A 16,294-nucleotide genomic window follows, 5' to 3' on the forward strand; every position below is an offset into this window, starting at 1 on the left:
ATGCAACTCTCGCCAATCAATCGACGTCGCTTCGAGCGCTTCAAGGCCAACAAGCGTGGCTGGTGGTCGCTCTGGCTGTTTCTCGTGCTGTTCATCGCCAGCCTGGGCGCCGAACTCATCGCCAACGACAAGCCGCTGGCCGTGCGCTACGACGGCGAGTGGTACTTCCCGGTGTTCAAGCGCTACCCGGAAACCGCCTTCGGTGGCGAATTCCCCCTGGAAGCCAACTACAAGACGCCCTACATCCGCGAGCTGATCGCCGCCAAGGACGGGCAGATGATCTGGCCGCCGGTGCCCTTCAGCTACGAAACCATCAACTACGACCTCAAGGTGCCGGCCCCCGCGCCGCCCTCCGCCGACAACCTGCTGGGTACCGACGACCAGGGCCGCGACGTGCTGGCGCGGGTCATCTACGGCTTCCGCATCTCGGTGCTGTTCGCCCTGACGCTGACCATCCTCAGCTCCATCATCGGCGTGATCGCCGGCGCCCTGCAGGGCTTCTACGGCGGCTGGGTGGACCTGGCCGGGCAGCGCTTCCTTGAAATCTGGTCGGGCCTGCCGGTGCTCTACCTGCTGATCATCCTGGCCAGCTTCGTGCAGCCGAACTTCTGGTGGCTGCTGGGCATCATGCTGCTGTTCTCCTGGATGAGCCTGGTGGACGTGGTGCGCGCGGAGTTCCTCCGCGGCCGCAACCTGGAGTACGTGCGCGCAGCCCGGGCGCTGGGCATGCAGAACGGCGCGATCATGTTCCGCCACATCCTGCCCAACGCCATGGTCTCGACCATGACCTTCATGCCCTTCATCCTCACCGGCGCCATCGGCACCCTCACCGCCCTGGACTTCCTCGGCTTCGGCCTGCCGCCCGGCGCGCCGTCCCTGGGCGAACTGGTGTCCCAGGGCAAGGCCAACCTGCAGGCCCCCTGGCTGGGCATCAGCGCCTTCGCCGTACTCGGCGTGATGCTGACCCTGCTGGTGTTCATCGGCGAAGCCGCCCGCGATGCCTTCGACCCGAGGAAGTGAGATGAGCGAGAACCTGATTGAAATCCGCGACCTCGCGGTCGAATTCGTCACCGGCCAGCACACCCAGCGGGTGATCGAGGGCGTGAGCTTCGACATCCGCAAGGGCGAGACCCTGGCCCTGGTGGGCGAGTCCGGCTCGGGCAAGTCGGTCACCGCGCACTCCATCCTGCGCCTGCTGCCCTACCCGCTGGCCCGTCACCCCGCCGGCAGCATCACCTACGCCGGCAAGGACCTGCTCAAGCTGCCCGAGGCCAAGCTGCGCGGCATCCGTGGCAACCGCATCGCCATGGTCTTCCAGGAGCCCATGACCTCGCTCAACCCACTGCACAGCATCGAGAAGCAGATCAAGGAAGTGCTGGCCCTGCACAAGGGCATCAGCGGCAAGGCCGCCACCCAGCGCACCCTGGAGCTGCTGGAGCTGGTGGGCATCCCGGAGCCGGCCAAGCGCCTCAAGGCCTACCCCCACGAACTCTCCGGTGGCCAGCGCCAGCGGGTGATGATCGCCATGGCCCTGGCCAACGAGCCGGAGCTGCTGATCGCCGACGAGCCGACCACCGCGCTGGACGTCACCGTGCAGCTGAAGATCCTCGAGCTGCTCAAGGAATTGCAGGCCCGCCTGGGCATGGCGCTGCTGCTGATCACCCACGATCTGAACCTGGTGCGACGTATCGCGCATCGCGTATGTGTCATGCAGCGCGGTTGCATCGTCGAACAGGCGTCGTGTGAAGAATTGTTCCGTGCACCGCAGCATCCTTACACCCGGGAACTGCTCGCCGCCGAGCCTTCGGGCAAGCCGGTGGACAGCCCGCAGGGGCCGCCGTTGCTGGAAGTTGACGACCTGCGTGTGTGGTTCCCGGTGAAAAAGGGATTGCTGCGACGCACGGTCGACCATGTGAAAGCCGTGGACGGCATCGACTTCACCCTGCACCAGGGCCAGACCCTGGGCATCGTGGGTGAAAGCGGTTCCGGCAAGTCCACGCTGGGCCTGGCGATTCTCCGGCTGCTCGGCAGCCAGGGCGCCATCCGCTTCCAGGGCCAGCCCCTGGATGGGCTTTCGCAGAAGGATGTACGGCCGTTCCGGCGCCAGATGCAGGTGGTGTTCCAGGACCCCTTCGGCAGCCTGAGCCCACGCATGTGCGTGGGCCAGATCGTCGGGGAAGGCCTGCGGATCCATGGCATGGGCACCGAGGCGGAGCAGGAACAGGCCATCATCGACGCGCTCCTGGAGGTAGGACTGGACCCGGAAACCCGGAACCGCTACCCCCACGAGTTTTCCGGCGGGCAACGGCAACGGATCGCCATTGCCCGGGCATTGGTGCTGAAACCGGCGCTGATACTGCTGGACGAGCCCACTTCGGCGCTCGACCGGACGGTGCAGCGCCAAGTGGTGGAGTTACTGCGTTCGTTGCAGGCCAAGTACAACCTGACCTACCTGTTCATCAGCCATGACCTGGCGGTGGTCAGGGCCCTGAGCCACCACCTGATGGTGGTCAAGCACGGCAAGGTGGTTGAACAGGGGCCTGCCGAGGCGATCTTCGCCGCACCGCAGCACACTTATACGAAGCAGTTGCTGGAAGCCGCATTCCTGGCCCCGGTAACTGCCAATTAACCAGAAGAGGAAGAACGCACATGGGTTTTCTCGCCGGTAAGCGCGTACTGATCGTTGGCGTCGCCAGCAAACTGTCCATCGCATCGGGCATCGCTGCTGCCATGCACCGTGAGGGCGCCGAGCTCGCCTTCACCTACCAGAACGAAAAGCTGAAGGGCCGTGTGGAAGAGTTCGCCGCAGGCTGGGGTTCCAACGCCGACCTGTGCTTCCCTTGCGACGTCGCCAATGACGACGAGATCGCAGCCGTATTCGAAGCCCTGGGCAAGAAGTGGGACGGCCTGGACATCATCGTCCACTCCGTCGGCTTCGCCCCGGGTGACCAACTGGATGGCGACTTCACCGACGTCACCACCCGCGAAGGCTTCCGCATCGCCCACGACATCAGCGCCTACAGCTTCGTGGCCCTGGCCAAGGCCGGTCGCGAGCTGATGAAGGGCCGCAACGGCAGCCTGTTGACCCTGTCCTACCTGGGCGCGGAACGCACCATGCCCAACTACAACGTGATGGGCATGGCCAAGGCCAGCCTGGAAGCGGGCGTCCGCTACCTGGCCGGCAGCCTCGGCCCGGAAGGCACGCGCGTCAACGCCATCTCCGCCGGCCCGATCCGCACCCTGGCTGCCTCCGGCATCAAGAGCTTCCGCAAGATGCTCGCCGCCAACGAGAAGCAGACCCCGCTGCGCCGCAACGTCACCATCGAGGAAGTCGGCAACGCCGGCGCCTTCATCTGCTCCGACCTGGCGTCGGGCATCAGCGGTGAAATCCTCTACGTCGACGGTGGCTTCAACACCACCGCCATGGGCGCAATCGAAGACTGATCTCCCCGGACGTGAAAAAGCCCGCCTGATGGCGGGCTTTTTCATGGGCGCTCGAAACGCACCGGTGCTCAACCTGTCGTCCGGACGTAGCCCGGGCTTTAGCCCAGGGGATCGAGACACAGAAGACACAGAAGCTCCACCCTCCCCTTTTCTCCGGGCATGAAAAAGGCCGCTTCGCAGCGGCCTTCTCCAAATCACGCAAGGGCGATCAGAAACGCTCGACCTTGGCTTCGGCTTCCAGCTGGCGGCGGTAGGCAGCGAAATCCTGCTGACCGCTGCGCGAGGCGAGGAAACGGGCGTACATGGCCTTGTCCTGCTCGGACAGGGCGTCTTCAGGCTGGCTCACACCGTTCAGGCGGATCACCACGTAGTCGCCGTTGCTCAGCTTCAGGGAGGAGAAGGTCGGCTTGTCGGCCGACTCCGGCTTGCCCATGCGGAACAGCGTCTGCAGCAGGGCCGGGTCTACACCCTCCTGGCTGCGGGTGGCGGCTTCGACCACGTTCCAGGTCTGGCCTTGCGGCGCCTGGGTGGCCGGGGTCTTGCCTTCACGCAGGCTGGCGAGCAGCTCGTCGGCCTTGGCCTTGACGGCTTCGCTGGCCTTTTCCTGGGTCAGGTGCTGGCGGATGCTGTCGCTGACGGACGCCAGTTCCAACTGCTGGGGCTTGCGGTGCTCCTTGGCACGCAGGACGACCACGGTGTCCGGGTCCAGCTCGATGGCACCGCTGTTACCGCCGTCTTCCAGCACTTCAGGGCTGAAGGCAGCCTGCAGCACCTGGCGGTTGGCGGCCAGGCCTTCGCCGCCTTCACGACCGAAGGGGGCGCTGGTCTGGACCTTGAGGTTCAGCTCCTGGGCGGGTTGGGCCAGGTCGGAGGCTTCGAACGCGGAGTCTTCCAGTTCCTTGGTGGCCTCGACGAAGCGCTGTTCGACCTGCTGGGTCTTCAGCTCGCGGACCATCTTCTCCTTGAGGCTGTCGAAGCTCGGCACTTCAGGTGCCTGGATCGCCAGCAGCTTGATCAGGTGCAGGCCATAGGGCGTGGTCACCGGAGCGGAGACTTCGTCCTTCTTCAGGGCGTAGAGCGCGTCCTCGAAGGCCGGTTCGTAAACACCACGACCGGCGAAGCCGAGGTCACCCCCATTGGCGGCGGAACCCGGGTCCTGAGACAGTTCCTTGGCCAGAGCGGCGAAGTCTTCGCCTTTGTCCAGGCGCTGCTTGATCTCGTCGATCTTCGCCTTGGCCTGCTCAGCGGTCTGCTGATCGTTCACTTCGATCAGGATGTGGGCCGCGTCGCGCTGCTCGGAGAGGTTGCCGATCTCCTTGTCGTACTGGGCCTTGAGGTCGTCTTCGCTGACCTCGACCTGACCGAAGAAGGCTTCCTTCTTCAGCTCGACGTATTCGAGCACGACCTGCTCGGGGCTCATGAACTGGCCCTTGTGCTCGTCGTAGTAAGCCTGGATTTCTTCGTCGCTCACCTGGACGGCCTTGGGATCGGCCTTGAAGGTCAGGGTGGCGAAATCACGGGTCTGCTTCTCCAGACGGGCAAAGGCGCGTACTTCTTCGTCGGTGACGAAGCCGCTACCAGCCAGGCCGGCGCGAAGCTGGCCGACGAGCATTTCCTGCTCGAGCATCTGGCGGAACTGCAGGCGGGTGTAGTTCATCTGGCGAATCACCTGATCGAAGCGATCAGAGTTGAATTTGCCATCGACCTGGAATTCGGGAGTTTGCAGGATCAGTTGATCCAGAGCGGGTTGCGAGAAGGCGAAGCCGGATGACTTGGCGCCTTGCAGCAGCAGCTTGCGCTCGATCAGGCCCTTGAGGGCGGCTTCACGCAGCAGCTTGTCGTCGAGCTGGGAGGCGTCGAAGTCCTTGCCCAGTTGCTGCATCAGCTGGCGGCGCTGCATGTCTGCGGCCTGGCTCAGTTGGTCGAGGGTGATTTCCTCGCCGTTGACCTTGGCAGCGTCCTGGCGGTTGCTGGTGGCATTGAAGATGGCATCGAAGCCCGTCAGCGCGAGCAACGCGATGATGACGCCGATAATGGTCTTGGCAATCCATCCCTGTGAATTGTCCCTGATGTTCTGCAGCATGCGTCCCCCAGAAACGGCTGTACCAAAAAACCAGCCGCGCAGCGCGGGTAGAGTCCATATATAAGAAAGGCGCATCCGAGGATGCGCCTTCTCTCTTAACTGGCGGAGCGGTCGGAAGCTAAGGCTTCCAGGACGCGAGGTATTCCTCGTGGTCTACCGCTCCGCTGCCAGCCGGGACAAAGCCCCTGCTGGAAGGGCAAAGCCCGAAAGACGCTTAGTTGACGGCGTCTTTCAGAGCTTTACCAGCTTTGAAGCCAGGGATCTTGGCAGCAGCGATCTTGATCGGCTTGCCAGTCTGCGGGTTACGGCCAGTGCGAGCAGCGCGCTCTTTCACAGCGAAAGTACCGAAACCTACCAGCACCACGGAATCACCAGCCTTCAGAGCGCCAGTGACGGATTCGATAACTGCGTCCAGCGCACGGCCAGCGACAGCTTTCGGGATATCAGCAGATGCGGCGATGGCATCGATCAGTTCCGACTTGTTCACTCTTAAGTCCCCTTATTTCTGTTGAGTTTGTTTCTTAGTTGTTTGGTGTAAGCAAAGCGGGTGCTGGATAGCCTGCTGACACACGAGAGCCGCTTTATAACAAGGGCTCGAAAAATGTGTCAAGAAAGCCCCCCGGCTAATGCGTGCTGATTCGCTCCTTGGAATCAGACTCGCGCTTGTCATCCTTTGCAACCATCTCGGGAGCCGCATCGGGCAAGGGCTCCGGGGCGTATTGCAGCGCAATTTGCAGGACCTCGTCAATCCATTTAACAGGTTTAATGGCCAGGTCTTGCTTGATATTTTCGGGAATCTCTTTCAGATCACGAACATTCTCTTCGGGAATGATCACGGTCTTGATCCCACCCCGGTGAGCAGCCAGCAATTTCTCTTTCAACCCACCGATTGCGAGTACTTGACCACGCAGGGTGATCTCACCGGTCATGGCCACATCGGCCCGCACGGGAATCTGCGTCATCGCCGAAACCAGCGCGGTGCACATGCCGATGCCGGCGCTCGGACCGTCCTTCGGCGTCGCCCCTTCGGGCATGTGGATGTGAATGTCGCGCTTCTCGTGGAAGTCCGCAGGGATACCGAGGCTTTTCGCACGACTGCGCACAACCGTCAGTGCGGCAGTGATCGACTCCACCATCACATCGCCGAGGGAGCCGGTCTTGGTCAGCTGCCCCTTGCCGGGGACCACAGCGGCCTCGATGGTCAGCAGTTCGCCACCGACCTGGGTCCAGGCGAGCCCGGTGACCTGGCCGATCTGGTCCTGCAGCTCGGCAAGGCCGTAGCGGAACTTGCGAACGCCGAGGAAGTGCTCGAGGGACTCGGCGGTGACCAGCACCTTGAAGCGCTTCTCGCGGGCATGCTCCTTGACCGCCTTGCGGCAGACCTTGGCCAGTTGCCGCTCGAGGCTGCGCACCCCGGCCTCGCGGGTGTAGTAGCGGATGATGTCGCGGATGGCCGCTTCGTCGAACTCCAGCTCGCCCTTCTTCAGGCCGTTGGCCTGGGTCTGCTTGGGTGCGAGGTACTTGGTGGCGATGTTGACCTTCTCGTCCTCGGTGTAACCGGGCAGACGGATCACTTCCATGCGGTCCAGCAGCGGTGCCGGAATGTTCATGGAGTTGGCGGTGCACAGGAACATCACGTCGGAAAGGTCGTAATCGACTTCCAGGTAATGGTCGTTGAAGTTGTGGTTCTGCTCGGGGTCGAGCACCTCCAGCAGCGCCGAGGCGGGGTCGCCGCGCATGTCGCTGCCCATCTTGTCGATTTCGTCCAGCAGGAACAGCGGGTTGCGCACCCCAACCTTGGTCATCTTCTGGATCAGGCGACCCGGCATGGAGCCGATGTAGGTACGACGGTGACCGCGAATTTCAGCTTCGTCACGCACGCCGCCCAGGGCCATGCGTATGAATTTGCGGTTGGTGGCACGGGCGATGGACTCGGCCAGCGAGGTCTTGCCTACGCCGGGCGGGCCGACCAGGCAGAGCACCGGGCCCTTGACCTTCTTCACGCGCTTCTGCACGGCGAGGTATTCGAGGATGCGGTCCTTGACCTCTTCGAGGCCGTAGTGGTCAGCGTCGAGAATGTCTTCGGCCTTGGCCAGATCGAGACGCACCTTGCTCTCGGCCTTCCACGGCACATTGACCAGCCAATCGATATAGGAGCGTACGACAGTGGCTTCAGCGGACATCGGCGACATCTGCTTCAGCTTGTTCAGCTCGGCATTGGCCTTGGTCAACGCCTCCTTGGTCAGGCCAGCGTTATCGATGCGCTTCTTCAGCTCCTCGATCTCGTTGTGCCCTTCGTCGATGTCGCCCAGCTCCTTCTGAATGGCCTTCATCTGCTCATTCAGGTAGTACTCGCGTTGGCTGCGCTCCATCTGTTTCTTCACGCGACCCCGGATACGCTTCTCGACCTGCAGCAGGTCGATTTCGGCATCCAGCAGCGCCAGCACGTGCTCGACACGCTCGGGCAGCTCGGTGATTTCGAGGATTTCCTGCTTCTGCTCGATCTTCAGCGCCATATGGGCAGCCATGGTGTCGACCAGACGCCCGGGCTCATCGATGCTGTTCAGCGAAGAAAGGACTTCAGCGGGCACTTTCTTGCCCAGCTGTACATACTGCTCGAACTGGCTGAGCAGGCTGCGGGTGAAGACTTCGGACTCGCGCTCGCCGGCGTCGACTTCCTCGATGAGGGTCACCTCGGCACGGCAATGGCCGTCCACTTCGGTGAAACGCTCGATGGAGCCCCGCTGCTCACCCTCCACCAGCACCTTGACGGTGCCATCGGGCAGCTTCAGCAATTGCAGGACGGTCGCGACGGTGCCAACACGGTACAGGGCATCTTCGCCCGGATCGTCATCGGCCGGATTCCTCTGCGCCAACAGAAGAATTTGCTTGTCCCCGGTCATCGCGGCTTCGAGGGCCTCGATGGATTTTTCACGGCCCACGAACAGTGGGATGACCATATGCGGATAGACCACGACATCACGCAATGGCAGGAGAGGCAATTCAACGGTTGTCTTCATGATTTCAGCTCTACAGCGGCCAATGGCCGGTAACAGATGGGATAACCCTGGGACCTAAGATGGGGGCAGGTCCGGGAAAAAACAAGCGCTGTAGTAGGAAATGCAAAGGGGCCCTCAGGCCCCTTTGTTTCATCAAGCGTCAGGCGCGGCCTTGGCCGGCTGCTCGCTGTTCTCGTAGATCAGCAAGGGCTTGGAAGTGCCTTCGATGACACTCTCGTCGATCACCACCTTGCTCACCTCGGTTTGCGAGGGGATTTCATACATGGTGTCGAGGAGGATGCCTTCGAGGATAGAGCGGAGGCCACGGGCGCCGGTTTTGCGCTCCAGGGCACGATGAGCAACGGCCTTCAGCGCATCGGGACGGAATTCGAGGTCGACCCCCTCCATCTCGAAGAGCTTGGCGTATTGCTTGGTCAGTGCGTTCTTCGGTTCGGTGAGGATCTGCATCAGCGCAGGCTCATCGAGCTCGTCCAGTGTGGCGATGACCGGCAGACGACCGACGAACTCGGGGATAAGCCCGAACTTCACCAGATCTTCCGGCTCGGCATCACGCAGCGCTTCGCCGACTTTCTTGCCCAGGTCGACGCTGCGGACTTCGGCATTGAAGCCGATGCCGCCACGAGCGGAACGGTTCTGGATGACTTTTTCCAGGCCGGCAAACGCGCCACCGCAGATGAACAGGATGTTGCGCGTGTCCACTTGCAGGAACTCCTGCTGCGGGTGCTTGCGGCCGCCTTGGGGAGGAACCGAAGCGACGGTGCCCTCGATGAGCTTCAGCAGCGCCTGCTGCACGCCCTCGCCCGAAACATCGCGGGTGATGGACGGGTTGTCGGACTTGCGCGAAATCTTGTCGATTTCGTCGATGTAGACGATGCCCATCTGGGCCTTCTCGACATCGTAATCGCACTTCTGCAGCAGCTTCTGGATGATGTTCTCGACGTCCTCACCCACGTAGCCCGCCTCGGTGAGGGTGGTGGCATCGGCGATGGTGAAGGGAACGTTGAGCAGACGGGCCAGGGTCTCGGCCAGCAGCGTCTTGCCCGAACCGGTCGGGCCGATCAGCAGAATGTTGCTCTTGCCGAGTTCGATATCGTCTTTCTTGTCACGCTGATTCAGGCGCTTGTAGTGGTTGTAGACCGCTACGGCCAGCACCTTCTTGGCACGTTCCTGACCAATGACGTACTGATCGAGGATGGTGCGGATTTCCTTGGGCGCCGGCAGCTTGTGCGCGCTGTTCTCGGCCTGGGCTTCCTGCACCTCCTCGCGGATGATGTCATTGCACAGGTCCACGCACTCGTCGCAGATAAAGACCGAGGGGCCGGCAATCAATTTGCGTACTTCGTGCTGGCTTTTGCCGCAGAAGGAGCAATAGAGCAGCTTGCCGTTGTCCTCGCCATTGCGGGTGTCAGTCATTCGATCAATCCAATCGGGATAGGCATGAAACACAAGATGAAGGCAAATGCGGGCATTTTCAAGCCCGCGAGGCGGCCGGACATCTTCCGGCCGCGGTATTGCGGAACGGCTTAGCTCGCCAGTTGGCGCTTGCTATGGACCTGATCGATGAGGCCGTATTTGACCGCTTCTTCACCGCTCATGAAGTTGTCGCGGTCGGTGTCGCGGGCGATCACGTCGATCGGCTGACCGGTGTGGTCGGCGAGGATCTTGTTCAGGCGCTCACGGATGGTGAGAATCTCACGGGCGTGGATCTCGATATCCGAAGCCTGGCCCTGGAAGCCACCCAGCGGCTGGTGAATCATCATCCGCGAGTGCGGCAGGCAGTAACGCTTGCCGGCGGCGCCACCGGCGAGCAGAAGTGCGCCCATGCTGCAGGCCTGGCCGATGCAGGTGGTGGAGACGTTGGGCTTGATGAACTGCATGGTGTCGTAGATCGACATGCCAGCGGTCACCGAACCACCCGGGGAGTTGATGTAGAGGTGGATATCCTTGTCGGGGTTCTCCGCTTCGAGGAAGAGGAGCTGCGCCACGACCAGGTTGGCCATGTAGTCCTCGACCGGGCCGACCAGGAAGATCACCCGCTCCTTCAGGAGACGCGAGTAGATGTCGTAGGCACGTTCGCCACGGGCGGACTGCTCGATCACCATGGGCACGAGGCCACCGGCGGCCTGGATATCAGGGAACTGTTGCTGCATATAAGAATTGCGGGACATGTCCAGCGATCACTCCCTAAATAATGTCATGTCTCAAAGACGCATAAGCCAGCGCGAAGGCTGGCTTATGGTGTGCTCGAACGAGGCGAAACGATCAGTCGGCTTGCGGAGCTTCTACCGGCTTGACTGCATCTTCGTAGGAGACCGCTTTGTCGGTCACGTTGGCCTTCTGCAGGACAGTATCTACAACTTGTTCTTCCAGCACAACAGAACGCACTTCGTTCAGTTGCTGGTCGTTCTTGTAGTACCAGGCCACGACTTGCTCGGGCTCCTGGTAAGCGGAAGCCATTTCCTCGATCAGCTCGCGAACGCGGGCGTCATCGGGCTTCAGCTCGAACTGCTTGACCACTTCGGCGACGATCAGGCCCAGCACGACGCGGCGCTTGGCTTGCTCTTCGAACAGCTCGGCCGGCAGTTGGTCGGGCTTGATGTTGCCACCGAACTGCTGGACGGCCTGCACGCGCAGACGGTTCACTTCGTTGCCGATCAGGGCCTTCGGCACTTCGATCGGGTTGGCAGCCAGCAGGCCGTCCATTACCTGGTTCTTGACCTTGGACTTGATGGCCTGGCGCAGTTCGCGCTCCATGTTCTTGCGGACTTCGGCGCGGAAACCTTCCAGGCCGCCTTCCTTGATGCCGAACAGGGTGAAGAACTCGTCGTTCAGTTCCGGCAGCTGGGGAGCAGAAACGCTGTTCACGGTAACGGTGAACTCAGCGGTTTTGCCGGCCAGGTCGAGGTTCTGGTAGTCCTCGGGGAAGGTCGGATTGATGACGCGCTCTTCACCGGCCTTGACGCCGACCAGGGCATCTTCGAAGCCCGGGATCATGCGGCCGGAGCCCAGCACCAGGGCAGTGCCCTTGGCGGAACCGCCAGCGAAGGCTTCGCCATCGATCTTGCCGACGAAATCGATGTTCAGCTGGTCGCCGTTCTCGGCAGCGCGATCAACCGCTTCGAAGCGGGTGTTCTGCTTGCGCAGGATTTCCAGCATGTTGTCGACATCGGCGTCAGCCACGTCGGCTTGCAGGCGCTCGATGGCGATGGAATCGAAACCGGCAACCTGGAACTCGGGGAAGACTTCGAAGGTGGCGATGAATTCCAGGTCCTTGCCCTTCTCGAACACTTTCGGCTCGACGGCAGGCTGGCCAGCCGGGTTGAGCTTCTGCTCGACGACGGCTTCATAGAAGGAGGACTGGATCAGGTCACCCAGGACTTCCTGACGAGCGGAATCTTCGTAGCGCTGACGGATCACGCTCATGGGCACCTTGCCCGGGCGGAAGCCAGCGACCTTGGCGCGACGAGCAGTCTGCTGAAGACGCTTGGTGACCTCGGTCTCGATCCGCTCAGCCGGAACGCCAACAGTCATACGGCGCTCGAGAGCGGAGGTGCTTTCAACAGAAACTTGCATGGATATTCCTCGTTGCAGACGTTAGCCGGCCGGACCGGCCCCATAATCAAGGGCATGCATTCTAGTGGAGCGAAAAGCAGAAGTCACCCCAGCGGCAACGGCAGATGCAACACCGCTTTTCATACCCTCTCGAACACCGCGCCGCGCCCCCGCCCAAGCACCGGAACAGAGGCCTTCAGGCCAACGGATACGCGGTGTTACGCACCACTGGAGTGCAACTCACGGAGGGTGCTTATAATGCGCCACGCCTCCCGCCGACCGACGAACAACCATGGATAGCCACGCCCTCAGCAAGGTAATGCTGGTCGAGGACGATCAGAAGCTCGCCCGCCTGATGTCCCTCTACCTCTCCGAACACGGCTTCGAGGTACGCCAGGTGCACCGTGGCGACACCGCCCTCGACGCCTTCGTGGAATTCCGCCCCCAGGCGGTGATGCTCGACCTCATGCTCCCCGGCCAGAGCGGCTTGCACGTGTGCCGCGAAATCCGCCGCATCGCCGATACGCCGATCCTCATGCTCACCGCCAAGGAAAGCGACCTCGACCACATCCTCGGCCTCGAATCCGGCGCCGACGACTACGTGATCAAGCCCATCGAGCCGCCCGTCCTGCTCGCCCGCCTGCGCGCCCTGCTGCGGCGCCATGCCCCCTTGGCCGGCGAGCGCGACAGCATGGAGTTCGGCCGCCTGAACATCGACCGCCGCCGTCGCGGCGCCAAACTGGGCGGCCAGGACATCGAGCTCACCACCATGGAATTCGAACTGCTCTGGCTGCTAGCCGGCCAAGCGGGGGAGATTCTCTCCCGCGACGAAATCCTCAATCGCACCCGCGGCATCGGCTTCGACGGCCTCAACCGCAGCGTCGACGTCTGCATCAGCAAGCTGCGCGCCAAGCTGCTGGACAACCCACGCGAGCCCGTGCGGATCAAGACCGTCTGGGGCAAGGGCTACCTGTTCAACCCCCTGGGCTGGGAGAGCTGAACCATGCTGCGCCTGTTCCTGCGCCTCTATCTATTGCTCGCGGTGGGCTTCGGCGGCGCCATCTTCGTGGTCGACCACGTCATCTCCACCCTCTTCGCCCCCAGCCTCGAGGAATACAACCGCCAAGCCGTGCGCGGCCAGGCCTACGCCCTCACCGAACGCCTGCGCCAACTGGACGCTGCCGCCCGCGCGCGCCAGATGGATGACTGGCGCCCCCACTACGGCCTGCACCTGGAACTGAAGGACGCCAGCGACCTCGCCCTGGACGAGCGCGAGCGCAAGCTGATCCTCAACAACCTGCTGGTCACCCGCGAGAACTACACCCGCTATATAAGCCGCATCGACGATGGGCCGCAGCTGCTGGTGATCGACCTGCCCGCCGAACCGGCCGGCACCCTGCTCTTCACCATCGGCGCCTACCTGTTGCTGGGCTTCCTGGTGGGCCTGGTGCTGTTCCTCTGGGTCCGCCCGCACTGGCGCAACCTGGAAACCCTGCGCCTGGCCGCCCAGCGCTTCGGTGACGGCGACCTCGGCACCCGCACCCCGGTGTTCCGTGGCTCCGACTGCCGCAAGCTGGCGGAGCACTTCAACCAGATGGCCGATCGCATCGAAAGCCTGATCAGCAACCAGCGCGAGCTGACCAACGCCGTCTCCCATGAGCTACGCACCCCCATCGCCCGACTCAGCTTCGAACTGGAACAGATGGCGCGCCGCTCCGACCACCCGGACCACCAGGCCCTGGTGGACGACATGCGCGCCGACCTGGGCGAGCTGGAGGGCATGGTTTCCGAACTGCTCACCTATGCCCGCCTGGAACACAGCGCCGTCGGCTCGCACCGCGAGACCATCGACGCTGCCAGCTGGCTGGAAAGCGTGGTGGCCGACGTGGCGTTGGAGGCGGAAGCCGCCGGCGTGCGCTGCGAAATCCGCGCCTGCGAAGTGGACAGCCTGCGCATGGAGCCGCGCTTCATGGCCCGCGCGGTGATCAACCTGCTGCGCAACGCCATCCGCCATGCCGAACGGCGGGTGGGTATCGCCCTCCTCCAGATCGGCGACAGCTACCAGATCCAGGTCGATGACGACGGCCCCGGCATCCCCGAGGAATCCCGCCAGCGGGTCTTCGAGCCCTTCTCGCGCCTGGATGAAAGCCGCGATCGTCGCACCGGCGGCTTCGGCCTGGGCCTGGCCATCGTCCACCGGGTCGCCCAATGGCACGGTGGCCGCGCCGAAGTACTGGACGCCCCCCAGGGCGGCGCCTCCTTCCGCCTCAGCTGGGCCCGCCTGGGCTGAGGCGGCGCTTCACAATCTTTCACAGACTGCAGACAAAGCCGGGCGGATTGTCCCGGCCCGCCGCCCTAGCATCGGCTCCCTGATCATCCAGGGAGAACCCCATGTTCCATGCGCTGCGCCTGCCCCTGCTCGGCTGCCTGCTGGGCGGCACCGGCTGCCAGGCACTGCCGGTCACCCCCGCACCTGACATTCGCCAGGGTGACTACAGCGAGCTGATCGTCTACCTGCAGGAACACATCCGCCAGCAAATGCAGGCCCATGACATTCCCGGCCTGGCCCTGGCGCTGGTTGACGACCAGCAGGTGATCTGGGCACGCGGCTTTGGTTACGCCGACCGAGAACGGCGCATCGCCGCCAGCGAATACACCGCCTTCCGCATCGGTTCGTTGTCCAAGCCGATCACCGCCAGCCTCGCCATGCAACTGAGCGAACGCGGCGCCCTGGACCTGGACGCCCCGCTGCAATCCAGCCTGCGCGAGTTCTACGTGCGCTCACGCTTCCATACGGACCAGGCGGCAGCCGACCGCGCCATCACCCTGCGCCGCCTGCTCAGCCACCAATCCGGCCTACCGACCGACCACCTCGAAGGCCAGGTCGCCAAGCTTCCGCTGCCCCTGGGCGAGTTGCCCGCACTGGCCAGCGGCACCTGGCTGAGCCACCAGCCCGGCACGCAAACCGTCTACTCCAATCTCGGCTACGCCTTGGTCGGCGCCGCAATCGAACGCACCAGCGGCTGCGAATTCGAAGCCTGCGCACAGAAATCGCTGCTGCAGCCACTGGACATGCGCCACGCGAGCTTCCTCGGCAACAGCGGCCAGCAACCCTATCGCGCTCGCGGCTATATGAAGGGCAAGCCCTCGGCGGACCTCAACATCCGGGACCTCTCCGCCGGCAGCCTCTGGGCCAGCCCAGTGGACCTCAGCCACTTCGTGCAAATGGTCTTCGCCGACGGCCGCTACCAAGGCCGGCAAGTGCTGCAACCGGCCTCGATCCAGGAAATGCTGCACCCGCAGAATGTCGGCAACGCCCTGGACCTGGACTGCTCGATCGGCCTCGGCTGGTTCCTCGGTACCTATGGCGACGAGCTGGCGACACCCGGCCTGCGCGTCGTCGAGCACAGCGGCTCGACCGGTGACTTCAACGCCCAGATGACCTTGCTGCCGGAGCAGCGTCTGGGCGTGGTCGTCCTCACCAACTCCGACAGAGCCGCAGCCGTTACCAGCCAGCTCGCCAGCCTGTCGCTGCGCTTGCTGCTGCAAGCTCGTGACGGCAAGCCGGCAAGCCCGCCGGGACCGCCCCGCCGCACCAACCGGCAACGCCCCAGCCCACAGGACCGCCAACGCCTGGACGGTCGCTACGCCACCGGCAGCGGCCTGATCCATATTCGTAGCCAGGGTGAGCGCCTGTATGCAGAACTTTCCGGCCTCCGCGTCGAACTGCTGCGCGACGACGAAGGCTGGCTCCGCGCACGCAAGAAACTGCTCGGGCTATGGCCACTGGACCTGGGCGAGCTGGGCCGCCTGCAGCTGGACGTCGTGACGCTACAGGGGCGCCAGGCGCTGGTCGGCCGCCAACATGGCCAGACGCTGTTCATCGGCGAGCGCGTGGACGCCATGCCCATCCCCCGGGAATGGGCCGCCATGGTCGGCGACTACCGCATCGCCGGTGGCAAGGACGACGCCCTGAGCCTGAGCCTGCGCCTTGAAGACGGTTTCCTCCTGGCACGCGGCCGCTCCGCTGGCGAGCCCATCGGCGACTACATCCTCCACCCCCAGGACAGCGCCCACGCAACCCTCGCCGGCAGCGGGCGCGGCCTCGGCGACACCCTCAGCCTACGCCCGGACGGTTTCGAAGCCCTCGGCTACCGCTTCGTGCGCACCGACAAAAAGCCCTAATCCCCCTTAA

The 16,294-nt window shown here is 63.3% G+C and carries 12 protein-coding genes; 6 read left to right on the top strand and 6 right to left on the bottom strand.

The window, feature by feature from the left end:
- Genes ACXI0U_RS14605 through fabI form a run of 3 tightly spaced genes read left to right on the top strand, consistent with a single transcriptional unit; the run spans nt 1 to nt 3,444 of the window.
- The gene (locus tag ACXI0U_RS14605; RefSeq protein ID WP_263400788.1) at nt 1-1,020 is read left to right on the top strand and encodes an ABC transporter permease; all 1,020 of its coding nucleotides are present in this window, start codon (nt 1-3) and stop codon (nt 1,018-1,020) included.
- A 1-nt stretch (nt 1,021) separates the two neighbouring features.
- Nucleotides 1,022-2,629 carry an ABC transporter ATP-binding protein gene (locus ACXI0U_RS14610; RefSeq protein WP_184488006.1) on the top strand — a complete coding sequence of 536 codons (1,608 nt, stop codon included), beginning with the start codon at nt 1,022-1,024 and terminating at the stop codon, nt 2,627-2,629.
- Between the two features lie 20 nt (nt 2,630-2,649).
- Complete coding sequence (gene fabI, locus ACXI0U_RS14615; protein WP_043243326.1) at nt 2,650-3,444, top strand: enoyl-ACP reductase FabI; 795 nt, start codon at nt 2,650-2,652, stop codon at nt 3,442-3,444.
- Nucleotides 3,445-3,652: 208 nt separating this feature from the next.
- On the opposite strand, the gene ACXI0U_RS14620 is transcribed toward fabI, so the two are convergent.
- The 6 genes from ACXI0U_RS14620 to tig form a co-directional block, all read right to left on the bottom strand.
- The gene (locus ACXI0U_RS14620; RefSeq protein WP_271658457.1) at nt 3,653-5,527 is read right to left on the bottom strand and encodes a SurA N-terminal domain-containing protein; all 1,875 of its coding nucleotides are present in this window, start codon (nt 5,525-5,527) and stop codon (nt 3,653-3,655) included.
- Between the two features lie 214 nt (nt 5,528-5,741).
- A complete protein-coding gene (hupB, locus tag ACXI0U_RS14625; RefSeq protein WP_003087931.1) occupies nt 5,742-6,014 on the bottom strand; it encodes a nucleoid-associated protein HU-beta in 273 nt (90 codons plus the stop codon).
- A 136-nt stretch (nt 6,015-6,150) separates the two neighbouring features.
- Nucleotides 6,151-8,547 (bottom strand): endopeptidase La, encoded by a 2,397-nt coding sequence (gene lon / locus ACXI0U_RS14630; protein WP_043243329.1) that lies wholly within the window; start codon nt 8,545-8,547, stop codon nt 6,151-6,153.
- Between the two features lie 132 nt (nt 8,548-8,679).
- Nucleotides 8,680-9,960: an ATP-dependent Clp protease ATP-binding subunit ClpX gene (gene clpX, locus ACXI0U_RS14635; protein ID WP_021220504.1), complete on the bottom strand. Its 1,281-nt coding sequence runs from the start codon at nt 9,958-9,960 to the stop codon at nt 8,680-8,682.
- Nucleotides 9,961-10,070: 110 nt separating this feature from the next.
- Entirely contained in the window at nt 10,071-10,715 is a 645-nt protein-coding gene (gene clpP, locus ACXI0U_RS14640; protein WP_031288134.1) for an ATP-dependent Clp endopeptidase proteolytic subunit ClpP, read from the bottom strand.
- Nucleotides 10,716-10,809: 94 nt separating this feature from the next.
- A complete protein-coding gene (tig, locus tag ACXI0U_RS14645) occupies nt 10,810-12,120 on the bottom strand; it encodes a trigger factor (protein WP_043243330.1) in 1,311 nt (436 codons plus the stop codon).
- A 271-nt stretch (nt 12,121-12,391) separates the two neighbouring features.
- Between tig and ACXI0U_RS14650 the strand changes: the two genes are divergently transcribed.
- The 3 genes from ACXI0U_RS14650 to ACXI0U_RS14660 all read left to right on the top strand — a co-directional run bounded on the left by ACXI0U_RS14650 (nt 12,392) and on the right by ACXI0U_RS14660 (nt 16,284).
- Nucleotides 12,392-13,099, top strand: coding sequence for a response regulator (locus ACXI0U_RS14650; protein WP_374981663.1), 708 nt, complete (start codon nt 12,392-12,394; stop codon nt 13,097-13,099).
- 3 nt (nt 13,100-13,102) lie between these two features.
- A complete protein-coding gene (locus tag ACXI0U_RS14655; protein ID WP_374981664.1) occupies nt 13,103-14,389 on the top strand; it encodes an ATP-binding protein in 1,287 nt (428 codons plus the stop codon).
- Nucleotides 14,390-14,490: 101 nt separating this feature from the next.
- Nucleotides 14,491-16,284, top strand: coding sequence for a serine hydrolase domain-containing protein (locus tag ACXI0U_RS14660; protein WP_431482330.1), 1,794 nt, complete (start codon nt 14,491-14,493; stop codon nt 16,282-16,284).
- Nucleotides 16,285-16,294: the final 10 nt, after the last annotated feature.

This window comes from Pseudomonas sp. C9D1, from assembly GCF_056491235.1.